Origin of the sequence: Acinetobacter sp. HZNU-JH01 (assembly GCF_037996845.1) — a bacterium.
Lineage (GTDB): Bacteria > Pseudomonadota > Gammaproteobacteria > Pseudomonadales > Moraxellaceae > Acinetobacter > Acinetobacter haemolyticus.
Genome location: NZ_JBBMZX010000001.1, coordinates 419648 through 442669 on the forward strand (window position 1 = coordinate 419648; position 23022 = coordinate 442669).

24 protein-coding genes are annotated in these 23022 nt (G+C 37.6%); 7 read left to right on the forward strand and 17 right to left on the reverse strand.

The annotated features are described in order from the left end of the window. Window positions 1-10 precede the first annotated feature (10 nt). On the reverse strand, window positions 11-334 hold the full coding sequence (locus AAC851_RS02055) for a hypothetical protein (protein WP_005090380.1): 324 nt from the start codon (window positions 332-334) through the stop codon (window positions 11-13). 128 nt (window positions 335-462) lie between these two features. Between AAC851_RS02055 and AAC851_RS02060 the strand changes: the two genes are divergently transcribed. Then, window positions 463-1383 (forward strand): LysR family transcriptional regulator, encoded by a 921-nt coding sequence (locus AAC851_RS02060; protein WP_340600422.1) that lies wholly within the window; start codon window positions 463-465, stop codon window positions 1381-1383. A 41-nt stretch (window positions 1384-1424) separates the two neighbouring features. Here AAC851_RS02060 and map read toward each other — a convergent pair whose 3' ends face one another. Further along, complete coding sequence (gene map, locus AAC851_RS02065) at window positions 1425-2219, reverse strand: type I methionyl aminopeptidase (RefSeq protein WP_100833632.1); 795 nt, start codon at window positions 2217-2219, stop codon at window positions 1425-1427. A 355-nt stretch (window positions 2220-2574) separates the two neighbouring features. Here map and brnQ point away from each other — a divergent pair, with 355 nt between their 5' ends. Both brnQ and AAC851_RS02075 read left to right on the forward strand, forming a co-directional pair. Continuing rightward, window positions 2575-3876, forward strand: coding sequence for a branched-chain amino acid transport system II carrier protein (gene brnQ, locus AAC851_RS02070; protein ID WP_340600423.1), 1302 nt, complete (start codon window positions 2575-2577; stop codon window positions 3874-3876). 396 nt (window positions 3877-4272) lie between these two features. Further along, complete coding sequence (locus tag AAC851_RS02075) at window positions 4273-4533, forward strand: hypothetical protein (RefSeq protein ID WP_005080487.1); 261 nt, start codon at window positions 4273-4275, stop codon at window positions 4531-4533. A gap of 12 nt (window positions 4534-4545) precedes the next feature. On the opposite strand, the gene AAC851_RS02080 is transcribed toward AAC851_RS02075, so the two are convergent. Further along, the gene (locus AAC851_RS02080) at window positions 4546-5001 is read right to left on the reverse strand and encodes a hypothetical protein (protein WP_008941256.1); all 456 of its coding nucleotides are present in this window, start codon (window positions 4999-5001) and stop codon (window positions 4546-4548) included. Window positions 5002-5141: 140 nt separating this feature from the next. Here AAC851_RS02080 and AAC851_RS02085 point away from each other — a divergent pair, with 140 nt between their 5' ends. Together AAC851_RS02085 and AAC851_RS02090 are read left to right on the forward strand one after the other, a co-directional pair. Next, window positions 5142-6002 carry an alpha/beta hydrolase family protein gene (locus AAC851_RS02085; RefSeq protein ID WP_008941257.1) on the forward strand — a complete coding sequence of 287 codons (861 nt, stop codon included), beginning with the start codon at window positions 5142-5144 and terminating at the stop codon, window positions 6000-6002. A gap of 681 nt (window positions 6003-6683) precedes the next feature. Next, complete coding sequence (locus tag AAC851_RS02090) at window positions 6684-7148, forward strand: MarR family winged helix-turn-helix transcriptional regulator (protein WP_125501702.1); 465 nt, start codon at window positions 6684-6686, stop codon at window positions 7146-7148. 72 nt (window positions 7149-7220) lie between these two features. Here the strand turns inward: AAC851_RS02090 and AAC851_RS02095 are convergent, their stop codons facing one another. The 5 genes from AAC851_RS02095 to AAC851_RS02115 form a co-directional block, all read right to left on the reverse strand. Beyond that, window positions 7221-7883 carry an SOS response-associated peptidase family protein gene (locus AAC851_RS02095; protein WP_100833629.1) on the reverse strand — a complete coding sequence of 221 codons (663 nt, stop codon included), beginning with the start codon at window positions 7881-7883 and terminating at the stop codon, window positions 7221-7223. Window positions 7884-7963: 80 nt separating this feature from the next. Beyond that, a complete protein-coding gene (locus AAC851_RS02100; RefSeq protein ID WP_004639284.1) occupies window positions 7964-8584 on the reverse strand; it encodes a 2OG-Fe(II) oxygenase in 621 nt (206 codons plus the stop codon). 135 nt (window positions 8585-8719) lie between these two features. Continuing rightward, window positions 8720-10882, reverse strand: coding sequence for a malate synthase G (locus tag AAC851_RS02105; protein WP_100833628.1), 2163 nt, complete (start codon window positions 10880-10882; stop codon window positions 8720-8722). A gap of 294 nt (window positions 10883-11176) precedes the next feature. Next, on the reverse strand, window positions 11177-12322 hold the full coding sequence (gene zapE, locus AAC851_RS02110; RefSeq protein WP_075315656.1) for a cell division protein ZapE: 1146 nt from the start codon (window positions 12320-12322) through the stop codon (window positions 11177-11179). A gap of 118 nt (window positions 12323-12440) precedes the next feature. Then, window positions 12441-13460, reverse strand: coding sequence for an AraC family transcriptional regulator (locus tag AAC851_RS02115; RefSeq protein ID WP_035375114.1), 1020 nt, complete (start codon window positions 13458-13460; stop codon window positions 12441-12443). Between the two features lie 155 nt (window positions 13461-13615). On the opposite strand from AAC851_RS02115, the gene AAC851_RS02120 reads away from it, so the two are divergent. Both AAC851_RS02120 and AAC851_RS02125 read left to right on the forward strand, forming a co-directional pair. Beyond that, window positions 13616-15130, forward strand: coding sequence for a flavin-containing monooxygenase (locus AAC851_RS02120; RefSeq protein ID WP_340600424.1), 1515 nt, complete (start codon window positions 13616-13618; stop codon window positions 15128-15130). Between the two features lie 47 nt (window positions 15131-15177). After that, window positions 15178-16095: a lysine exporter LysO family protein gene (locus tag AAC851_RS02125; RefSeq protein WP_340600425.1), complete on the forward strand. Its 918-nt coding sequence runs from the start codon at window positions 15178-15180 to the stop codon at window positions 16093-16095. On the opposite strand, the gene pyrF is transcribed toward AAC851_RS02125, so the two are convergent. From pyrF to ung, 9 genes are all read right to left on the reverse strand, one after another. Then, entirely contained in the window at window positions 16092-16772 is a 681-nt protein-coding gene (pyrF, locus tag AAC851_RS02130) for an orotidine-5'-phosphate decarboxylase (RefSeq protein ID WP_004639290.1), read from the reverse strand. The genes AAC851_RS02125 and pyrF overlap by 4 nt on opposite strands. A gap of 33 nt (window positions 16773-16805) precedes the next feature. After that, window positions 16806-17165 (reverse strand): lipopolysaccharide assembly protein LapA domain-containing protein, encoded by a 360-nt coding sequence (locus AAC851_RS02135; RefSeq protein WP_004639291.1) that lies wholly within the window; start codon window positions 17163-17165, stop codon window positions 16806-16808. 15 nt (window positions 17166-17180) lie between these two features. After that, window positions 17181-17483: an integration host factor subunit beta gene (locus AAC851_RS02140; RefSeq protein WP_004639292.1), complete on the reverse strand. Its 303-nt coding sequence runs from the start codon at window positions 17481-17483 to the stop codon at window positions 17181-17183. 157 nt (window positions 17484-17640) lie between these two features. Next, window positions 17641-19323, reverse strand: coding sequence for a 30S ribosomal protein S1 (gene rpsA, locus AAC851_RS02145; protein ID WP_004639293.1), 1683 nt, complete (start codon window positions 19321-19323; stop codon window positions 17641-17643). A gap of 115 nt (window positions 19324-19438) precedes the next feature. After that, the gene (cmk, locus tag AAC851_RS02150; RefSeq protein ID WP_125501715.1) at window positions 19439-20119 is read right to left on the reverse strand and encodes a (d)CMP kinase; all 681 of its coding nucleotides are present in this window, start codon (window positions 20117-20119) and stop codon (window positions 19439-19441) included. A gap of 9 nt (window positions 20120-20128) precedes the next feature. Further along, window positions 20129-20569, reverse strand: a complete 441-nt coding sequence (locus AAC851_RS02155) for an SRPBCC family protein (RefSeq protein WP_004639295.1) — start codon at window positions 20567-20569, stop codon at window positions 20129-20131. A gap of 67 nt (window positions 20570-20636) precedes the next feature. Next, on the reverse strand, window positions 20637-21149 hold the full coding sequence (tadA, locus tag AAC851_RS02160; RefSeq protein ID WP_005080470.1) for a tRNA adenosine(34) deaminase TadA: 513 nt from the start codon (window positions 21147-21149) through the stop codon (window positions 20637-20639). Window positions 21150-21153: 4 nt separating this feature from the next. Beyond that, window positions 21154-22278, reverse strand: a complete 1125-nt coding sequence (locus AAC851_RS02165; protein ID WP_340601030.1) for an enoyl-CoA hydratase/isomerase family protein — start codon at window positions 22276-22278, stop codon at window positions 21154-21156. After that, the gene (ung, locus tag AAC851_RS02170) at window positions 22275-22988 is read right to left on the reverse strand and encodes a uracil-DNA glycosylase (RefSeq protein WP_005080468.1); all 714 of its coding nucleotides are present in this window, start codon (window positions 22986-22988) and stop codon (window positions 22275-22277) included. Before ung ends, AAC851_RS02165 begins: the two co-directional genes overlap by 4 nt. Window positions 22989-23022 lie beyond the last annotated feature (34 nt).

Consider the following 23022-nt stretch of genomic DNA (forward strand, 5'->3'; position numbering starts at 1 on the left):
ATAGAAAGTCTTACTCTTTACTAAACCCGATATAACGAAACATCCCTTCCACGCCCAAATCTGCTTTAAAAATCTGTATATTTAAGTATTTTGCCTGAGTCACTGTTGCATAGATGTTCATATTGGGATCATCGTGAATTTCATCCACTGATTGAGACAAAGCTGCTTCAAAACGATCAGCAATGAACTCAAACCCTAAATCCATTGCCATAAACAAAGTATGTTCACATGGTTGTATATATTGCTCTTGCGTCCAATCTAAAACTGCTTGGTCACAATAAGGACAGCTAATATTCGCACTAGCATCAGACACTTCAAAGAGTTGATAAGTCATATTTATCGATCATAAAAATTTTCTGAATTATAAAGGACTTTTTACTTCACAAAAAATATCGAATACGCTCTTATTTTTGCAACGACAAATCTATAAAATATCGAATGTTGCAGAAATGGAATTGAATAATGCTAACCGATTTAGATGATTTTTACTGTTTTGCGCTAGTCGTTGAACATGGTGGGTTTAGTGCGGCTGAACGCGCAACTGATATTCCAAAATCAAAACTCAGTCGGCGCGTTTACAACCTCGAAGAGCAACTCGGTGTACGTTTAATTCAACGTAGTTCTCGACATTTTGCAGTTACAGATATTGGTATGGATGTCTATCGTCATGCACAGGTCATGATGAATGCTGCACAAGCTGCACATGATGTAGTCAACCATTTAAGCAGCGAACCTAGAGGTGTAATTAAAGTCAGCGTACCTGTAGATATAGCTCAAAACCAAATGGCTAAAATTCTACCCACTTTTCTAAAAAAATATCCTGAAGTACGAGTGCAAATGCTGGTTAGTAACCGTCGGGTTGATGTGATTAACGAAGGAATTGATCTCGCACTACGCGTCCGCTCAAATCTTGATGAAGACCCTAACTTGGTTTTAAGACAGTTTGAAACAATCGAACAACGACTTTTCGCAAGTCAGGCCTATTTAAACGAGTTTGGTCATGTCACCACACCGGAACAACTCACTGATCATCGCATCATCAGTATGTCTGAAGATCATCTTGATCAACAGTTTTTACTATCTGGACCGAATAATATTCAAAAGAAGGTTAAGGTTAATCCCGTGATTATGGGCTCAAATTTATTGATGTTAACTGAGCTAGCCAGTCAAAACTGTGGAATTGCATTATTACCGGATAGTATTGCTCAAAACTTTGTAGAATCAGGGCAACTGGTCAGAGTATTACCAGAATGGACAGCACCTCATGGTATTTTCCATGCTGTTTATCCTTCACGAAGAGGACTACTGCCTGCGGTGCGCGTTTTTATTGATTATCTAGTGGAAGAGTTAGCTCAGTGCACAACAAAAAAGGTTCGATCTTAAATCGAACCTTTCGCTTTATTCATCTAACAGTCTAAGAAATATTAAACAGATGGATAATTTCCTGTTCCATTTGGCCATGGTGTGAGTAACTCAAAACCATCATCAGTCACAGCAACCATATGCTCCCATTGCGCAGATAAAGATTTATCTTGTGTGATGACAGTCCAACCATCGCTTAACTCTTTTACAAAAGGTTTCCCTGCATTCACCATAGGCTCAATGGTAAATACCATACCTTTCTTTAACACCATGCCTTGACCTTTTTGACCATAGTGCAAAATATTTGGCTGCTCATGATAAACACGTCCAATACCATGCCCGCAATACTCACGAACAATACTATAGCCCTCGCGATGAGCCACAGATTGAATTGCGTAACCAATATCCCCTAAAGTCGCACCAGGTTTAACTGTATGAATACCAGCTAACATTGCTTCATAAGTGGTTTCAACCAGTTTTTTAGCTGCTAGACTTGGCTCACCCACAAAATACATACGACTTGTATCACCAAAATAACCATCTTTGATTACGGCCACATCAATGTTTAGGATATCACCATCCTGTAAAATCTTTTTAGCAGAAGGAATCGCGTGACAGACCTCTTCATTAACAGAAATACAAGTGGTCTTGGTAAAACCATGGTAACCCACATTTGCAGGAATAACCTGCAATGTATTCACGATGTAGTCATTGCAAATATCATCTAAATACTCTGTTGAAACGCCGGGTTTAATATAAGGTCCGATCATTTCTAATACTTGTGCCGCTAAACGCCCAGAGATACGTAGCTTTTCAATATCTTGTTCAGACTTAATGGTCACAGTAGAAGCTCTCATTCGAGATATTCCTTATAAAAAACAATTTCAATTCAAAAATGGAGCTAAAAAGATCAGCCACAATAAGTATGAGGAATAGTTTTACGCTTCAAAAGAAAAATCTTCAATCATTTTATGACTAAAATAACACTTTTATTTTACATTTAATTTCAATGCTGATTATAGAAAAAAACAATAAACTATTAAATCAGCTGAACTTTTAAACACTTACCTATAACTCAAATGAATCAAAATCATATTTTGATTTATACATGTTCTTTTTAGTCAAAAATAAACCAGTTTTCACATAAAATTGGTTCCAATTGATCATCTTTCTGTTCTAAAATCCGCACTTTTATTTAATCATCCCGCTTTTATGAACCAACTCCGTACAGGAGATATTATTGCCTTAGGTTTTATGACCTTCGCACTGTTTATCGGTGCTGGTAATATTATTTTCCCACCAATTGTTGCTCAACAAGCTGGTGAACATGTATGGCTAGCTGCTTTTGGATTTCTAATCACCGCAGTAGGTCTACCTGTTATCACAATTATGGCTTTGTCTCGTATGCAAGGCTCAATTGAAATCATCAGCTCTCCCTTAAGACGTTTTTCGAGTTTACTTCTCACGATCGTCTGTTACCTAACAGTAGGACCATTATTTGCTACGCCACGCACGGCGACCGTTTCTTATGAGATCGGCTTTGCACCTTATTTTGGAACATCAAGCAGTAGTCTTTTCATCTACAGTATCATTTATTTTGTTTTTGTCATGGCTGTGTCTTTGTACCCAAACAAACTCTTAGATACTGTCGGCCATGTACTTGCACCCCTAAAAATCATTGCATTGGCAATCTTAGGTATCGCAGCATTTGCGATCCCAACAGGAATGATCTCTCCCCCGATCAACAACTATATTGCAAGCCCAGTATCAGAAGGTTTTGTAAGTGGTTACCTAACCATGGATACCTTAGGTGCACTTGTATTTGGTATCGTGATCATTCAAGCGATTCACTCACGTGGGGTCACAGATTCTAAACTTATTACCAAATACGCCATTATTGCAAGTTTAATTGCTGGTCTAGGCTTAACTCTGGTTTATATCAGTTTATTTAAACTTGGCTTGGGCAGTCATGAAGTAGCAGCCAATGCTGACAATGGTGCAATCATTCTTCATGCATATGTTCAGCATGCATTTGGTGACTATGGCTCTTATTTCCTTACGGGTTTAATTTTCCTCGCTTGTATGGTCACTGCAATCGGCTTGACCTGTGCGTGCGCCGAATATTTCACCGAGCTAACTGGTTTATCCTATAAATTACTAGTCTTCATTCTCACAGGTTTGTCTTTATTAATTTCAAATCTTGGTTTAACTAAACTAATTGCTTTCTCAGTTCCAGTGTTGAGTGCAATTTACCCACCTGCGATTGTGGTCATCATGCTGAGTTTTTTCTGGAAATATTGGAAAAAACCATCCCTTGTTGTTGGTTCAGTAACAGCGATTGCTTTCTTTTTTGGAATTATTGAAGCCATAAAAGCTGCAGGTTTTGAAACATACTTGCCTGCTTTTATCGAGCAATTACCCTTAAATGAACAAAATCTTGCATGGTTACTCCCATCCTTGATCGTTCTTGTTTGCGCAATTACTGTAGATCGAATCTGTACCAGTAAAGATTAAAATGATTTGTCGTTAAAATGATGTTTTACCCAAACATGATTTTAGCTATACAAAGAATGTTCTTTTATCCAATGTTCATTTTTTGTTTACGACAGATCATTTTTCTATTTATCGCTAAATTATCAGTGATCAGAATTCAAATTGAAGTGAATTATGGAACACACGCTGCTTGATATAAAATGATACTTAAAAGATAAAAAATAACCTATATTTAACAAATAAATAGATTTAACTCACATCAGAAATACAAAAAAACTATATAAATCAAACCTACAAATAATTCCACTAAAAAAGAAGTCATTTAGCTATTGAAAAAATTGAAAATTCCAAGTACAACTTTAATAACAATTCCGACAAAAACACATGGTTTTGTCATCGCAACAAGGAGGGATGGAGATGTTATCAACACATTTCAACAAGCAAGTCTTCATTAACACTCTGAAGACCAATGACTCAATTATTTATGCCATCACTACACTTGCTCTAATGGCAACGTTATTGTTTCAAGGCGCTATTAAAGGCAACCTAAAACCCGAATATTTTGCTTATGCATTAATTGTTTCACTGGCATTTTGTGTATGGGCTGTTGTAGATCAGAAGTTTAGACAATTAAGTCTGGCACGCAAGAAAACTTCTTTAGGAAAAATGGATGAGTGATCATCCATTTTTTTAACCCCAAAAACTTAACATCGTTCCTAATAATAAAATGCCTGTTGCACCAAGCTCTACTATAATCAAAGCTAACATCATGATCGTCATAGACCAAGTAGGAAGCGTCAAACGTCCCAGCTGATGAGGACGTTTAAACTGATTGGTCGTATCTTTTAATAAACCATGAATGATATAAGTCAAAATTGACATTGCGAAAAAGAATAAATTGGCTAGAACACAAAATAAAACAACAGACTCAGCCAGAATCGAAAAATGACTGAGTACAGCCAAGATTAAGCTCGCTGCGGCATACAATAGGCTACTTCGATGGGCAATATCTACATAGTAATGCGCCCTTGCCTGTTCTGTTTGTCTAATTTGATAATATTTCCAAACACCTGTTAGCATTCCAATCCATAAAAACACCCCACTAAATACAATAGCAATTTGTGTTGCATCTTTTAACTCATACATCCAAGTATCCCCATTATCAATTTCATTCCATTTTCTTGCTATATTACAGAAAAATTGACTTAGGAGTCACACTTTAGACAAGTTTCTTTTTGGAACTTATGTAAAGTAGAACAATGAATCAAAAATAGAGTATGTTTTAGATGAAAACATTTGAATCATTTTGGATAAGTTGTAAAGATGGCTATCAACTTGCTGCTCAATTCTATCCTGCTCAACAAAAGGACATCAACGCACTACCTATCTTAATTTGCCCTGCAACTGGTATTACCAAAACCTTTTATCATGCCTTTGCAGAATGGTTAAGCCAACAAGGTTATAACGTCCTCAGTTTTGATTTTAGGGGGATCGGTGAATCCTTACATGGTGCACTAAAGGATTCAACAGCCAGCATTAATGATTGGGGAATGCTAGATATTCCTGCTGCCATTGAAACATTATTAAAGCGCACAAATGCAGAAAAAGTGATTATTGTTGGACACAGTGCTGGAGGGCAATTACTGGGCATTACGCCGAACTACCATAAAGTAGCAAAAGTTTTGGCTATCGCTGGTTCTACTGGACACATTAAAGGTCTGAAAGGTAAAACTAAATTACTCGCACCAGTAATGTTTAATGTAATTTTCCCTATTTCAAGTCTATTTAAAGGATATGGAGCAACTCAATTTATTGGTATGGGCGAAAATCTACCAAAAAATGTTGCTAAGCAATGGGCTGAGTTTTGCAGTAAACCTGGCTATGTTATGAATGCAGTTGGAAAAAGTATTTTCGAAGATTATCACCAAGAAATTCAGTGCCCTATCACTTCTTTTTGGGCCAGTGATGATGAAATTGCAACCCATACCAATGTCAAAGATTTACTTCGCTTATACCCAAATGCTAAAACCAAGCTTGTTGAGCTTAACCCACAAAAGCACGGCTATAAGCAAATTGGGCATATGTTGATGTTTAAAAAGTCACATCAAAAACTATGGTCATTAATTGAAAACGAATTACATATATAGGTTCAATTCTACAAATTATTTTCCTGTTTACGCATCAAAACTGTAATCCTGTTTAGATGCGTTTTTTGAGTCTCTAGTTTATAAAGCAATCCTGATAACTTAACTCATAAGTTAGAAATATTTATAAAAAGATAGTTTTAATTAGGAATACTTAACAAAAATTCACTCTAGAAAACTTTATTAAGCCACCAAAAGTGGAAGTGTGATAAAGAATGTCCTTATTCAACTGTTTCACAATATTTCTGGATTATATTTTTCAACCAGTTGTTTAATATAAAGTTCTGTATTTTTTAGTTTTTTAATGATTATTTATTTATTAAATATATTGATTTTGTATTTTTATGACATTTTAGACAGAATTTTTTATAAAAAAGTCACGTCAAAATGCATATTTTTTTTCTACAATACGTTTATTCTACAAATGAGCAGAAATGCGAAGTCGTTGGAATATCGTTGAATTAAATTACTTTGGTGAATTCATCATTCATTACAAATTTACGTGAATTTTGTGATAATTCCCTTTGTTATTGATTAAGATGATTACATCATTATCTTTAAAGAGATTGGCTATCAACGACCTGCTATGAAACTTGTGTTTTTAGCAATGAAATTGTAGACATTTCATGGAATCTAAGCGTTACGCTATATCGCTCTTCATAAAAGCATGGGGGAAAGAGGGAAATGACAAAGAAATATGCGCGTTTTTTACCTACAGCCGATTCATTTAAGCTAGAAGATTTTCCTTACTATTGGATTTCTCAAGTAAATGCACAGTACGTACAAAACATCGATAACGTACTTAAGAAATATGGCTTAGACAACTCACGTCGTCGTATTCTCGTCGCATTAGATGTTAAACCTCATGCAAGCGTATCTGAACTATCAGATATGGTCATCTCAAAAATGTCGACAACAACCAAAATTGTTTATCGCTTAAAAGATGAAGGTTACATCGAGACCTACTCTTGTAATGAAGATGGTCGTATTACTCGTGTCTATCTCACCGACAAGGGTAAAGAGATGATCATCAAAATTAATGATTTAACTTCAGTCATTCTAGAGCAATCATTTAATGGTTTGACACCACTGCAAATTGAAAAAACCATGGAAATTTTGAGACACATGTTTAAAAATCTTGCTCGTTAAAAGTTTTTCTTTATGAATAAACAAAGGCTTCAATCATGAAGCCTTTGTCATTTATATACGGGTTCGTTTTCTTCAATCAAACATATTCAACTGAGGTGTCACCTTTTCTATTTTTATTTTTGGTACATGTGAGCACTCAAACTCCTCAACTGGAAATCCGCACATAAAACGACTAAGTTGATTAGGTTGTTTTAAACTAAGCCACTCATTCAAGCCATCATGTGGAATGACAACGACGGATCGTTTAACGTCACCGGGTTCATGAAACTCTTTCATCATAGGATGATCAATCGCATTCATAGTCAACATCGTTGCAGAACGCACAATCTGATCATTTAATTTGCGTATTTCGTAAAGTGCTGCAATATAAAATGCTTGACCATCTTTTCGACGTACTCCCCAACGCTGTGGCTTACCGTCGATATATTTGCTTTCATAAAATTCAGCAACAGGAATAACACCAAATTTGCATTTTGATGCTGCTTCAAGAAAACTAGGTTTCTGAAAAATGGTTTCATGCCGTGCATTATAAGTATGTTTGGCAATATTGGTGTCTTCAGACCATTTAGGTACAAGCCCAAACAGTACATCACGCCATTCTAAGCTCTGTTCTGATTGAAATAGCAAAGGTGTTTTATAACTTGGATAAACTTCATCCACATAGTCAAACGGGATCAATGGCAATTCAAGTTGCTTCGCTTGTTCGAGTGTTAAAGGCTTATAGTTAGCACACATACTATGATGATTAAATAAATCTAAATAAAAATATGGTTTAAAAAGGAGGTATCTTTACCTCCTTTAATTTTCTTAACAGGTTATTTAAATAACTTTTTCAATTTCGCACTTAAACCATGTACAAAACGATGCTTAGCGTTGGCTTTATCACTTGTTAAAAAGTTAATTTGAATCGACTGACGCTGCCCTTCATAAGGAACATATCCGTGCCAGCCATTATCAGTTACTTTAAATGCAACCAGAGTACCTGGGCCAGCATTAATCTCCTCAACGTAATCATCCATATTTTTTTCATCATTTAAAATGCGAAGACGGCCAGTTGGTGCATCCCAAGACTCATTTAAGTAAATCAAAATAGTGAGCAGCTTAGTCTTAGAATCAGAATGAATACGACCATCTTTTTGACGTGAATAACCACGTAATGTGATCATCATTGGATGTTCCATAACATCCACATCAAATTTTTCAGTTAGGATTTGACGAAACTCTTTGGTATCAAGAGACTTTAAGAAACGATCAAAATTAGGTTTGATTTCAACATCTTCAATATTATAGCTTCCACCTTGATCAATTTTTGGGAAGTCTTGAATTACAGCCATTACCTCACTATCCACAATAGAGTTTTCTACTACAAAATATGGATACGGAGAGGTTGAAACTTGTGCTTGTTGTAAAGCATCTAATTTTAAAATTTGTGACATCGTTAAGTTTCGACTAAATGATCAAATTAAGAGAATTATAGCAAAAATTTGACTTGCTTTTATATGTTGAAGCTATAAAAACAAAGACCCTTCAAAATTGAAGAGTCTTTGTCGATTCACAGAAACTAATCGAAATTAGTCACCTGTATAACCTTTAAGTTTTAAACGTGCAGCATGTAATAATGGCTCTGTGTAACCTGATGGCTGCTCAGCACCTTTAAAGATTAAATCTGATGCTGCTTGGAATGCAATCCCATCAAAGTTCGGTGCCATTGGCGTGTACAATGGATCATTGGCATTTTGTTGATCAACAATCACAGCCATGCGCTTAAGCACTTCTTCAACTTGTTCGCGCGTTACGATACCGTGACGTAACCAGTTAGCAACATGTTGAGAAGAAATACGTAATGTTGCGCGATCTTCCATCAAACCAACGTTGTTGATATCTGGAACTTTCGAACAACCCACACCCAAATCTACCCAACGAACAACATAACCTAAAATACCTTGGCAGTTATTCTCAAGCTCATTATTTAACTCTTCTGCAGTCCAATTTGTTTCAGGTGCAAATGGTGGAGTTAATAAGTCATCAAGTGTCAACATATCTTCCGCAGCCAATTCATCTTGGCGCGCTTTTACATTGATTTGATGGTAATGCAACGCATGAAGTACTGCACCCGTTGGAGATGGAACCCATGCACAAGTTGCACCAGCATTTGGATGTGCAGTCTTAGTCGCCAACATATCTTTCATGCTATCTGGTTTTGGCCACATGCCTTTACCAATCTGAGCTTTACCTTGTAAACCACATGCTAAACCAATCGCAACGTTACGGTTTTCATAAGCAGCAATCCATTTCTGGGTCTTAACGGCTTCTTTACGTACAACTGGTGCAGCTTCCATAGAAGTATGGATTTCATCACCCGTACGGTCCATGAAACCTGTGTTAATGAAGATTGTACGATCTTTAGCCGCAGCGATACAGTTCTTCAAATTCACTGAGGTACGACGTTCTTCGTCCATGATACCGATTTTGAGTGTTTTAGCTGGTAAGCCAAGCGCTTGTTCAGCACGCTCAAACAATTCAACTGCGAAAGCAACTTCTTCAGGACCATGCATTTTTGGTTTTACGATGTACATAGAACCTTTACGAGAGTTGTGATTCTCGTTTTGGCCACGGATATCAGCAATTGTAAGTAATGGCGTAACTAAAGCATCCATGATCCCTTCAAATACTTCCTCACCATCTACAAGGATCGCTGGGTTTGTCATCAAGTGACCCACATTACGAAGAAGCATTAATGAACGACCATGTAAAGTAGTCGTACCACCAATTAAGTTTTGAACTGTGCGGTCTTTATTCAAAGCACGAGTAATGGTTTTACCATTTTTCTCGATTGACTCTTGTAAGTCACCTTTCATCAAGCCTAACCAGTTACGATAACCTTCGACTTTCTCTTCTGCATCAACTGCTGCAACAGAATCTTCTAAATCTTGAATAGTGGTGATCGCAGCCTCAAGCGTTAAATCTTTCACGCCAGCTGCATCAGTTTTACCTACAGGGCTATTAGCATCGATATCAATAATAACGTGCAAGCCATTATTTAATAAAACAATTTCTGTTGGGTTGGCAGCTTCACCATTAAAACCAACAAATTGTGCTTCATGTTCTAAGCTCGTAGTTGAGCCATCTTTTAAACTTACAACTAAACGATTATGGTCAACTGCATATTTTGTTGCATCTGCATGCGAACCTTGCGCCAACGGGAAGGTTTGGTTTAAGAAATCTTTTGCAAAAGCAATAACTTTGTCGCCACGAACTGGGTTATAGCCTTTGCCTTTTTCCGCACCATTTTCTTCAGAAATTACATCCGTACCATAAAGCGCGTCGTACAATGAACCCCAACGCGCATTTGCAGCATTCAAGCAGTAACGTGCATTACGTACAGGTACCACTAACTGAGGCCCTGCTAATAAAGCAATTTCTTCGTCAACATTTTCAGTTGTAACTTTGAAATCTTCTACTTCTGGCACTAAATAACCAATTTCAGTTAAGAATGCTTTATATGCATTGAGTTCAAATTTATTATTGCGATGCCACTCATCAATTTTAGCTTGAAGCTCTTCACGCTTAGCCAATAACGCTTTGTTCTTTGGACTAAGATCAACAACGACTTGCTCGAAGTTTTTCCAGTAAGTTTCACTATCTAAACCAGAACCTGGTAAAGCTTCATTTTCGATGAAATCGTAAAGTTCTTTAGCAATCGCTAGCTTGCCTTGTTGAATACGTACAGTCATTGTCTTTCCTGATGGTGCTAACTTTTTATAACAAGAAACCTAGTATACCGATTTATACTAGCCTGAATAGTAATATCACATTCCTAAATAGTAAGCATTTTCCCAACATGTAGTATTGACAAAAATTAAATTTCTTGTTCTGGGAAAAGCTTATGTCTTATGTCCTTACTGTTTAGTGTTATCACCCTTATTCACGGTTCAAACCTATCTAGTTATAACAAAATTCAAGCAAGAATAAAGTGCTCTCTACTTAAATTCATAAAAAAAGACATTCCGAAGAATGCCTTTTTTAAATCATGAAGTTTTTGCAATTTGTATTTGTCGATGCTCAGAATTTAAATAATCATCTGACTGCATTTCAAGTAATCTTGAACGTGTCCGTTCAATTTCAAATGCTAATTTATCGCCTTCGTATAAATCAATAATCGAATCCTCTGAGGTTAATAACAACTTTACCCCACGGTCATAGAATTCATCGACCAAATAAATAAAGCGACGTGTCCCTTCAGATAAGAAATCCGTCAAATGCGGTACATTACTGACTAAAACAGTATTGTATATGTTTGCAATTTCGATGAAATCAGCTGGACTACGCGGTTTAAAACATAGTTCAGAAAACTCACACCACAATACGTCTTCAGTATGCCCCAAAGTCTCAACAACACGATTGTTAATCATAATCGGAGAGTTTGATTGTACTTGTGTTTGGGTTAAAGCGCTAAAACGCTCAGCCATCCATGCCTGCACATCATTACCAAGCGGATGCTTAAACAATTGTGCTTGTTTTAATACCCTTAAACGGTAATCGATACCAGCATCAACATTCAAAACGGTACAATTTTTCTGAACCAATGCAATTGTCGGCAAGAAACGATCTCGATGAATCCCGTTTTTATACAAACCTTCAGGAGCAATATTTGAGGTAGCAACTAAAGTAATGCCCCGCTCAAACAACTTCTGGAATAAATCACTAATAATCATTGCATCTGTAACATTCGATACAAAGAATTCATCAAAACAGATCACCACTGCATTTTTGTAGATTTGATCTGCAACCAAATCTAAAGGATTGCGCTGACCTGAAAGTTTGTTTAACTCTTTATGTACATGTTGCATAAAGTGATGGAAATGCATACGTGTTTTTCGACGGAATGGTACTGACTCATAAAATTGATCCATTAACCATGTCTTACCACGTCCTACACCACCCCACATATAAACACCTTTCGGATAGGTTTGACGACGGAATCGTCTAAACGCTTTCTTCGATGCTTTATAACGAGTGAGCAACTCTTTCCATACACGATCTAGCTCTTGAACTGCCTGAGCTTGTGCTTCATCAGGCATGAACTGTCCTGACTCAAGTGCTTGAGCATAACGCTCAGCAGGTGATGTTGGAATGTATGCAGTGCTATGCGAGTCTGGCTTAGAATTTAACATAAGGTGTTATTACAATTTTAATTGAGAAAAATTATATCGAACATTGAGTTCAAAGACATTAGATTTTAGGCTTAATTATCATGTAGTTTAAACATCATAATGTTCCATTTTTAATCATTTAATGATTTCGGTTATACTGTCGAGGACTCTGTCCAAACCATCGTTTAAATGCATGATTAAAGGCAGCAGGTTCAGAATAACCCAACATTTCTGCAATCTGTTCAACTGAATATGTACTTGCTTCAATAAATTTTATTGCCTTTTTTTTGATAAGCCTTTCACGGATTTCTTTATAGCTGGTCTGCATTTGCTGCAATTGATGCCTTAGCGTTCGCTCAGGAATTTTGAGTGCGCATGCTGTCTCAGACATGGTCGGTATGACCCCATTTTGCAATTCGAGATAACCTTCCACATAATCAACTATTGTCACATCTAAATGCGCGACCTTCTCTAACAGCTCCAAATCGGATAGGCATTTTTCTTCATAAATTCGATAGGTCAGGATATCCGCAGATGGAATTTTAGTTTCTAAAAGTTGTGTATTCTCCATCATAAATGCAGCTTGCTCGCAACCAAACTTCACATCCACACCATAATAATCTTGGTAGGAAGCGATCAAGTGTAAATCTTTTGGCCTTTTAAAGGGTAATTCAATCTTTATTTTAGGAATCTCTAATCCCATCATTTTAAAAATATCTTGTAGGAATTTATAGGTTCCTGAGATTTCACACTGCGCTCTCAAATGCCCCAAATGTGTTTCGAGATCAACCGGTTGATATGCCAAATGAATAAAATCTTCTTGAATATCTAATTTTAAAGAACCAAATAGATGCGTGAGCTGTTGAAATCGGATTCCGTTTAGCAAAGCTTTTTCTAAAGTATTACTGGTCACCAAAAGCATAAGAAATGGACCATAACCTGCTAATGCATAATGCTGACCAATAAACAAACCTTGTTCAGGTGAAACATCTTGACTAATATGCTGCAGAATATCCCACTCAATCTCATCCGCAATGATTGAACTTGGATCTAAAGCGTCAGCATGTATTCCCATTTGGGCTAAACGTGTATCCACATCTATTCCAACATGACGCATGCCTTGAATCAAATACATCAATCCGAGGATAGATCTTTTCATAATTCTAAATCTAATTCTCAAAACTTTAATGTTGTACTATAAAAAAATAGCTAAATGAATTGCCGAAATGATCAAGTTTTACGTCTATACAATCATATTTAATCTTGGTAAAACCGTTAAACTTGCACAAAATTTAGCTGTGTAGGACGTAGACTATGCGTGATGTAACCAAAAATGCTATTCAAAAAACAAAAGTTGCGATTATTGGTGCAGGTTTTGGTGGTTTAGCTATGGCGATTCGCTTGTTGCAAAGTCAAATCAATGATTTTGTTATCTTAGAAAAAACCAACGATGTTGGTGGAACATGGCGAGAAAACCAATATCCTGGTGCTGCATGTGACGTCCAATCACATATGTATTCTCTTTCCTTTGCACCAAAGACAGATTGGTCCAAACGTTATGCCGAAGCAGATGAAATTTTTGGTTATATTCAGGATATTACGGAGCAATACAAATTAAAGGATTATTGCAAGTTTAATCATGAAGTAACACATGCTGAATTTGATGAAAACCGTAATGTTTGGACTGTAGATTTTAAAGACCAACCAACACTAGAAGCACAATTCGTAATTTTTGCTTCTGGTCCATTGCATGCTCCACAAATTCCACATATCAAAGGCATTGAGAAATTTAAAGGTAAAGTATTTCATTCATCTAAATGGGAACACGATTACGATCTAAATGGAAAATCAGTTGCATCGATTGGTACAGGTGGTAGTGCTATTCAATATATTCCAGAGATTGCACCTGAGGTTAAGCAACTCTATGTTTTCCAACGTACAGCAGCCTGGGTAATTCCACGTGATGAACGTAAATATTCAAAACTAAGTAAATCGTTATTTAAAGCTTCAAATATTTATCGTCAAATTCATCGTAGTCGTTTGTACTGGAGCAACGAGTCACGTGTTGTACCAATTGTGCAACCACAAATTATGAAATATGGTCAAAAACTTGCCGAAGCCTTTATTCGTTTCCAAGTCAAAGACAAAGCCTTAGCGAAGAAGCTTACCCCAGATTTTGTTATGGGTTGTAAACGTATTTTGATTTCAAACAAATACTTCCCTACGTTTAACCGTAAAAATGTTGAACTAGTAACAGATGGTATTCAAGAAATCACAGCAAATGGCATTATCACCAAAGATGGTAAAGAGCGTCAGATTGACTGTTTGATCTATGGTACAGGTTTTATTACGGATCCACGTATCTACTTAAAACATTTTGACTGTGTGGGTCGAAATGGCATTGAGCTTAAACAAGCTTGGAAAGATGGCGCTGAGAGTTATTATGGTGTTGCAACTAAAAACTTCCCTAACCTTTTCCAGCTTTTAGGTCCAAACACAATTCTTGGCCATAACTCTGTGATTTTTATGATTGAATCACAAGTAAACTACATTCTACAATTGATTCAAACAGTTGATAAAACAGGCACTCAAGCAATTGAAGTCAAACAAGAAGTTCAAGACCAATTCAACGAACGTGTACAAGAACAACTCAAAGGCACAGTATGGCAAGCCGGTGGATGTAGCAGTTGGTATCAAGCTGCGGATGGTAAAAACTTTTCTTTGTGGCCAACGTATACTTGGAAATATTGGTTAGAAACCCGCAAGGTGAATGTCGCGGATTACAATTTTATCAGCACAGCAATTGATACAAAAGTCGATGCAGCTTAAGCAATAATTCTTCATAATAAGCAGGTTATTCGTAACCTGCTTTTTTTATGCAATCTCTTATTCTAATTCTCCAAATATTTATCGTAATTTCATTAGGCTACTTTATTGCCCCTCACTTATCTTTCCAGATAAAACAACTTGTTTTTAAAATTCTTCCTTATTTTTCTTATATTTTATTGATCAGTGTAGCTTTTGAGTTAACTCAAGCCCTCAATCATATTGAAAATCCTATCGCTATTCTTCCTCCAGCTTTACTGATTGCATTTACAACATCTATTGGTGCTTTCTTTATTTGTTTATTCACTTATAAACTGATTGATCGCCAAAGTGTTCAAGGCAAAATATCATTACGCTTGTTTTTAAATGCATTGAAAAATATCGCTAAAGCATTTTTGGCACTTACAATAGGTGTTGCAATAGGCCTATTGATCAAAAATTTTGATGTACATATACCATTCAACAGTTGGTATCTATTACTTATTTTTATCTTCTTAATCGGTATCGAACTCGCCTTTACCCAATTTGATCGCAGTTGGTTAAGTTGGAAAATTTTGCTTGTTCCTGTTGCTGCTATTATTGGTTCTTGTCTTGCTTCTATCTTTAACTATTTTATTCTATCAGATCACTATAAGTTAAACGAAGTTCTCGCATTAGCACAGGGCTACGGTTGGTATTCAATGTCTGGAATTGTGTTTACTGAATTACACTCAGCTAAACTTGGTGGTATTGCGCTGCTTACTGATTTATTTAGAGAGATTTTTGCAATTCTATTGATGTATTGTTTAGGCTGGCGTTTTCCACGATCAGCAATTTCTAGTGCAGGTGCAACGTCGATGGATGTAACTTTAGCAATGGTTAAACAATCATGTGGCACGCATTACGTACCACACGCCATGATGAGCGGATTAATTTTATCCTTGCTCGCGCCACTCTTAATCAGTCTATTTTTAAACTTAAAATTTTAAATTGAAGCTAAAATCGATTTTAGCATCGCTGTCGGATTCTCTGCTTTAGTGATTGGGCGACCAATTACTAAATGAGTAGAACCATCTTGTATCGCTTGTTTCGGTGTCACAATACGCTTTTGATCATCAGCACTTGATCCTGCTGGACGAATTCCTGGAGTAACCAATGCGAAGTCTTGGCCGAGCATTTGACGAAGAATTTTTGCTTCTTGCGCTGAACAAACCACACCATCCAAACCACTTTCCTGAGTGAGTTTAGCTAAACGCTGCACTTGCTCAACAGGCTCAATATCTAAACCTATATCACGCAAGTCTTCACGACCCATCGAAGTTAAAACAGTAACTGCAATCAATTGGGTTTGATAATTTCCTGCTTTAAGACGCTCCACACAAGTTTCCATCATCTTACGACCGCCAGATGCGTGAACGTTCACCATCCACACCCCTAAATCAGCAGCCGCGCATACAGCTTGTGCTGTAGTATTTGGAATATCATGAAACTTTAAATCAAGAAAAACTTCAAAACCCTTATCATGCAAACTTTTAACAACAGCAGGTCCTTCGTGAGTAAAAAGCTCCTTGCCTACTTTAACTCGACATAAAGTAGGATCAAGTTGTTCCACAATCGTCAGAGCGTCGTATTGGCTTTTTGCGTCTAGGGCAACAATAATACTCAAGAGCTTTTCTTCCCGATAAAAATAAAGCCCATATTATAATGGGCTTTTATTTTCATTGGTAATATCCAATACAGTTTTTTCGTGCCTTACACTTGCAGCAGCATCAGCAGCCGCTTGTTGTGCAAGTTGAATTTGTTCTTTGCGAAGATGATCAATATCCTTACGCAATCTTTTAATTTCCCAATTCGTTTGGAAAACGCGGAAAACCTGAACACCTAAGAGCAGTCCAACCACAATGCCTAATGCTAACGTCAATAGAAGCAATAAACCTAAACGCATTGCTGGAACTTGAGTAAACAATAAATCAACTGGTAGCTCAGTTGGATTTTGAAGCACCAAGGCAAGTGAATAACCAAAGATGACAACGAGTAATGCAATTAATACATAACGCATAAACACCTCAAATTCTTATTGACCAGATTCGTTTACTGCATCACGAAGGGCTTTACCTGGTTTAAAATGTGGTACAGCTTTTGCTGCGACATCAACAGCTTTACCTGTTTTTGGGTTACGACCTAAACGTGGCTCACGATGGTGTAAAGCAAAGCTCCCAAAACCACGTATTTCAATACGATCACCATTTGAAAGAGCTTCGATCATTTGGTCAATCATAATTTTAACAGCATCTTCAACTAAAGGTTCTGCTAAGTGTGGGTTTTTAAGTGCAATCCGTTCAATTAAATCAGATTTATTAAGTGCTTCAGTAGTCATTGATGACCTCTTTAATTATTGCTACTTCTCAGTGTTTTTAATAATAACCTGTTTAAATACAAAACGGTAGCGCAGTACATGATTACTACGCTACCGTTTACAGTATTTTTGTATAAAAAAGTACATCTCTGTTACAAGAAACGTACTTTTTAACAAATTACTTCATTTGAGCTTTAATTAAGTCACCAATAGTCTTAGGACCATTGCTTTCTGCAGCTTGAGTCGCAGCAGCTTGGCGAGCGTTGTTCACAGCTTCTTTCTCTTCAGCTTCGTCTTTCGCTTTGATAGACAAGTTGATAGAGCGAGATTTGCGATCAACGTTGATGATCTTAGCTTCAACTTCTTGACCAACTTCTAAGAATTTAGTTGCGTCTTCAACACGGTCACGGTTGATTTCAGAAGCTTTAAGTGTTGCTTCGATGTCATCAGCTAATTTAACTGTAGCACCTTTAGCATCAACAGCAGTTACAGTACCTTTAACTAAAGCACCGCGCTCATTCGCAGCCAAGAAGTCATTGAATGGATCGCTGTTTAATTGCTTGATACCAAGGCTGATACGGTTACCTTCAGCGTCTACAGACAAGATAACTGCTTCAACTGTGTCACCTTTCTTGTAACGACGAATCGCTTCTTCGCCTTGTTCGTTCCAAGAAATATCAGACAAGTGAACTAAACCGTCGATACCACCGTTTAAGCCGATGAAGATACCGAAGTCAGTGATTGACTTGATTGTACCAGAAACTTTTTCGCCTTTTTCATGTGCTTTAGCAAACTCTTCCCATGGGTTAGCACGAGTTTGTTTGATACCCAACGAAATACGACGACGTTCTTCGTCAACTTCAAGAACCATAACATCAACTTCGTCACCGATCTGAACAACTTTAGATGGGTGGATGTTTTTGTTCGTGTGGTCCATTTCTGAAACGTGTACTAAGCCTTCAACGCCTTCAGCGATTTCAGCGAAGCAACCGTAATCAGTTAAGTTTGTTACACGTGCTTTAACGATAGAACCTTTAGGGTAACGGCTCATGATCGCTAACCATGGATCTTCGCCTAATTGCTTAAGACCTAAAGATACGCGGTTACGCTCGCGGTCAAATTTAAGTACTTTAACAGTAACTTCTTGACCAACTTCAACCACTTCTGAAGGGTGCTTAATACGCTTCCAAGCCATATCTGTGATATGAAGAAGACCATCAATACCGCCAAGATCAACAAACGCGCCGTAATCAGTAAGGTTCTTGATCGTACCTGTAACTGTTTGACCTTCTTCAAGTTGAGCAAGTAATGCTTCACGGTCAGCTGAAGATTCAGCTTCCATAACTGCACGACGAGATACAACAACGTTGTTACGTTTAGCATCAAGTTTGATTACTTTAAACTCTAACTCTTTACCTTCAAGGTGAGTTGTGTCACGGATAGGACGAGTGTCAACTAAAGAACCTGGTAAGAATGCACGTACAGGACCGATGTCAACAGTGAAACCGCCTTTAACCTTACCAGAGATAACACCAGTAACGATTTCGCCGTCTTCAAAGATTTTCTCAAGTTTAGTCCAAGTTTCAGCACGCTTCGCTTTTTCACGTGATAAAACTGTTTGACCCATACCGTTGTCAAGTGCTTCAACAACTACGTCAACAGTATCGCCAACTTGAACTTCAAGTTCACGTTGTTCATTTAAAAATTCAGCACGGTCAACTACGCCTTCAGATTTAAGGCCAGTGTCAACAGTAACCCAGTCAGAATCGATACTAACAACAGTACCTTGGATGACTGCACCCTTTTCAACGTTGAGGTTTAATTCACTTTCTTCAAAGAGGGCTGCAAAAGATTCGGTCATGATATACCTGATAAAGTCCGCGGTCTTGGATCAGACAAGGCCGGTTTAGTTAAGTTGTTACATTGTCCAAAAAATCTGATCAAGCAATGCTTCAACTGAAAATAAAATGGTTTATCTATTGAATACGGCTATCGATATAGTCAACCATTAATTGGAAGACTTCATTGATGCCAATATTAGAACTATCAATGATATATGCGTCGCCTGCTGGCTTTAATGGCGCAACAGCACGTTCCATATCTCGTTTATCTCTAGCCTGTATATTAGATAAAATGTCGTTTATTTTAGCATCAAGACCCATACCCTGCAACTGTTTTACCCGACGTTCGGCACGGGACTCAGCAGATGCAGTTAGATAGATTTTAGCTTGCGCTTCAGGAAATATTGATGTCGCCATGTCACGACCATCGGCCACTAAACCCGGTACTTGGATAAAAGCACGTTGGCGTTCAAATAATGCTTTTCTCAACTCTGGTACAGTCGCAACCTTTGATGCGTATTCACCAACTTGTTCTGTTCTGATTATATTGGTCACATCTACACCATCTAAATAGATAAGTGTTACAGAGGCTGATGATTTAAACTCAATGTCGAGATGAGTTGCACATTCAATACATTGCTCCAATTCTGAATCAATTTGATCTAATAATCCGCGTTGAAACAATGACAGTCCAAGTAAACGATATAACGCACCAGAATCTAACAAATTGAAACCGTAATGCGCTGCTATTTTTGCTGCCAATGTTCCTTTACCTGAACCGCTTGGACCATCTATCGTAATAATATGAACTGTCATTACCATCTCTTATGAAGCAACCGACTTCGCTAACTTTGAAAAACCTAGTGTAATCGCTGCTTTGAGTTGTGCAAGAATTAATTTACTTACAAGCGGTGCTTTTGCTGTAAATTCAATCTTATAAGTTACTAAAGTGATATAAGGCGTAATCTCTCTAAAATCAATTTGTCCCAAATGGTGCTTAACTAAAGGGTTATTAATTAGCTTATATTCGATACGCTTATTTTCTTCCAACAAAGTTATTTCTTCTTGAAGTGGCTTAATCGGCCCAAATCCCATACGTCGAATAGAACCGACTCCATCTGGGCGCTGTGGATCAGTAGAGTCCTTAACGCGTACAACTTGCAAAGGTGCAAATGCCTTATTGTATGTTGCATGTTTTGACAACAGATCAAAAACTTCGGAGATCGGTGCATTGAATTCTTTTTTTATGGTGATCGCATTACGCATAGTTTCGCCTTTTTGATTAAACCAAAATCATAGGAGCGGCTAGTCTGCCATAACTCATCGCAGATTTTTAATCATTTGAGGACGTTTTAGATAAACGGATCTGTTTCTTTTGATTACGTCTTTGTTTAAAGAAATCACTGAGTTGAGCGGAACATTTTGCTTGCATACACCCATGTTCAAAGACAAATTTGTGATTGTAATAACCACTATCAAGTAACTGACGAGCACTCACCAGCGAACCTGCTTTAGGTTCAGGCGTTGCAAATACAACACGTTGAATACGCGCATGAATCAAAGCACCTACACACATAGTACAAGGTTCAAGCGTTACATAAAGCGTTGCATCTTCGGGCAAACGATAGTTTTGAATGCTCTGACAAGCCATGCGCAATGCTTGAATTTCAGCATGTGCACTTGGGTCTGAAAGCAAGATTGGCGCGTTGTAACCTGCCCCAATAATTTTCGACTGACTTACAATAACAGCACCAACAGGTATTTCACCTTGTTCTGCAGCTAATGCAGCTTGCTCGTAAGCAAACTGCATCCAATATTCGTCATCAAAAGTATCTGGATTACTCATCGCCTTATGCAATGATGCCGTATTGTCTTAACAATACATTCCAACTATCAATCGTAGTTATAGGTGGACAATCCGACAAAATATCTTTTAATGTAATTTTTTCAGTTGCTTTCCATTCAGGCGATAGATCTTTATCCACTAAACGCGCACGCACACCTTCAACAAAATCTGGATGGCGAATTTTCCAATCAGAAATTTGGGCCTCTAATGCAAACACTTCATCCCAAGCATGTCCTTGTTTGCCCCACTGCCAAAGTAACCAAGTAATAGCCGCCGTGCTTGGAGAACCTTTTTGCAAATTCTCACTCGCCTGACGCAACCAATCACTGCTCGCTTCACTCAATCCAATGATGGCCTGATAATCAAACTCAAAGTTTTGGCCACGACAAACGCTGTGTATAACATCAATAGAGTTTTGCAATGGACCTGCCGCAACTGGACGATGCAGACTATTTAATGTGTCATCAATGGCACGAAAAGCACCCGCAGGATAGTGGTTCCAATCGACATTTAAAACTTTCTGCAAGACATTATCTCGCTGAGCTTCACAAATATGAGTTGCCCAACCAATACTAAATGCACCTGCAGCTGTCATAATCGACCCTGTCAGTCCCGTGAATAAACCAATTTGACCGCGATCTGCCAAGAAACGACTTCCACCCACATCTGGGTATAATCCAATATTGATTTCTGGCATCGCAAGGCGAGAATAAGGTGTAACTAAGCGAAATGGCGCAGCCATAAATAAACCGAGTCCACCACCCATCACATAACCCTCACCCCAAACCACGATTGGTTTAGCATAGTTATGTAACAGTAAATCTAAGGCATACTCTTGTTCAAAGAAACGATTTGCGGCATCAACTTCATTGTTAATGACAAGCTGACGGAGCTTACGTACATCGCCGCCTGCACAAAATGCTTTAGGGGTTGTTGAATCTAGCCAAATTGCTTTAACACTTTCATCTTCATGAAAATGCTCAAAAACCTTAAGTAGTGCACTAACAATAGATTCATCTAATGCATGCAATGATTTTGGGCGGTTTAAACGAATTACTCGCCAACCATTCTTTTCTTGCTCAATAATCAAATCAGGATGATAGCTATTCAAATCGGGAGAAGTCATTATGCGTCCAATTGCCAGTCTATAGGCTCAATGCCATGTTGTTTCAAATAATGATTACTTTTAGAAAATACTTTGCAACCAAAAAAACCACCACGGTTTGCTGCTAATGGTGATGGATGAGCTGCACTCAAAACAAGATGCCTATTACGATCAATACGTTGCCCTTTGCGTTGTGCATAAGCCCCCCACAAAATGAAAACAACATGTTCTCGTTGTTCGTTTAACACATCAATCACTGCATCGGTAAATTCTTCCCAACCTTGCTTTTGATGTGATGTGGGCTGACCAGCCTCAACAGTAAGTACACTGTTTAAAAGCAAAACACCTTGCTCTGCCCATTTACTCAAATCACCATGACGAGAAATGGGTATTGCCAAATCAGTAGATAATTCATGAAAAATATTACGCAAAGATGGTGGTAATGCAACCCCTCTCTGCACCGAAAAGCTTAAACCATTTGCTTGATTTGGACCGTGATAAGGATCCTGACCCAAAATTACAACTTTAACTGCATTTAAAGGTGTTGTATTCAATGCATTAAAAATCTGCTTACTCGGCGGATAAATTATTTTTTCAGCATTTTTTTGCTGCTGCAAAAACTCACGCAAATTATCCATTTTCTGACTAAGAAGAAAGTCAGATAAAGAAATTTTCCACGACTCATCCAACTGAACTTTACTTAACTTGTCCTGCTGTTGTTCAGTAAATTGCATCAACTTTCCTTGAAATTACTCCACTCTCACGAAT